The organism is Salegentibacter sp. 24 (assembly GCF_004362395.1).
Lineage (GTDB): Bacteria > Bacteroidota > Bacteroidia > Flavobacteriales > Flavobacteriaceae > Salegentibacter.
This window is the reverse complement of the sequence record NZ_SNWE01000057.1, coordinates 1-1,334: the sequence shown is the minus strand read 5'-3', so window position 1 is coordinate 1,334 and position 1,334 is coordinate 1. Positions and strand designations below refer to the sequence as shown.

1 protein-coding gene is annotated in these 1,334 nt (G+C 43.3%); it reads left to right on the top strand.

The features are described from left to right. Positions 1-59 precede the first annotated feature (59 nt). Positions 60-1,304 (top strand): IS256 family transposase, encoded by a 1,245-nt coding sequence (locus DET49_RS18330; RefSeq protein WP_133550307.1) that lies wholly within the window; start codon positions 60-62, stop codon positions 1,302-1,304. Positions 1,305-1,334 lie beyond the last annotated feature (30 nt).

The window sequence follows — 1,334 nt, the reverse complement described above, 5'->3', positions numbered from 1 at the left end:
GAGGGTGTAATTTGAAGTCTGTCTGAGAATTTTTATATTAATACTCAAACAGATTTAAAATGACACAGGAAGAATTAAACAAGATTGAAAAGAAAGCACTAGAACAACTTACAACCGGTAAAAGTCTATTCGGAAAGGATGGTGCTTTTGCACCACTTCTTCAGAATTTTTTAGACAAGGCTCTCGAAGCTGAGATGGAGGATCACCTTGATCAGGAAGAGCGCTCCCAAGGAAATAAGCGCAATGGGAAAGGCAGTAAAAAAATTAAAACAGGGGTAGGCACTTTTGATATCAAGACACCTCAGGACCGTCAGAGTAGCTTCGAACCCGAGATCGTAAAGAAACGTCAGACCATTCTGGCCGATAACCTCTCGGATAAGATAATCGGTCTCTACGGACTGGGAATGAGCTACCGGGACATCTGCAGTCATATCAAGGAAATGTACGATACTGAGATCTCCCACAATGTACTCACAGAGATTACCGATCGGATTATCCCTGATGTTAAAGCCTGGCAAAATCGCCCCTTAGATCCTCTTTATTGCATCGTATGGATGGATGCCATGCACTATAAAGTAAAAGTGGATGGTAAGATACAACATAGGGCACTCTATAATATTCTGGGCATTAACAAAGATGGATATAAGGAAGTGCTGGGGATGTATATCTCGGAAAGTGAAGGTGCCAACTTCTGGCTCCAGGTACTTACCGATCTTCAAAACCGCGGACTTGAAGATATCCTGATCGCCTGTACTGACAATCTCAAAGGCTTTACCGAGGCTATACTCAGCATTTTCCCGAAAACAGAAATACAGCTCTGTGTTATTCATCAGATAAGGAACTCCATGAAATATGTGGCCTCTAAGGATCAGAATGAGTTTATGAGCGACTTAAAGCTAGTTTACCGTGCTACCAGCAAAGAAGTAGCGGAAGACCAGCTCCTGAACCTGGAAGAGAAATGGGGCAAGAAATACCCAGTGGTTATTGAAAGCTGGCAGAACAACTGGGAACATCTATCACAGTACTTTAAATATACCCAGCCCATCCGAAAACTCATTTATACCACCAATGCCGTGGAAGGTTTCCACAGACAGGTGCGTAAGGTAACCAAGACCAAAGGGGCGTTTACAAACGATATGGCACTGCTCAAATTAGTTTACCTGGCTACTCAGAACATCCAAAAGAAATGGACCTCCCCACTTCATAATTGGAGCTTGACAATCCAACAACTATATATTAGATTTGAAGACCGCATTAGGCTCGATTTGGCAACCACTCCTTCGGGGGTACCCCCGAAGGAGTGAAGCAAAGGACAGAGTTCAGATTACACTCCC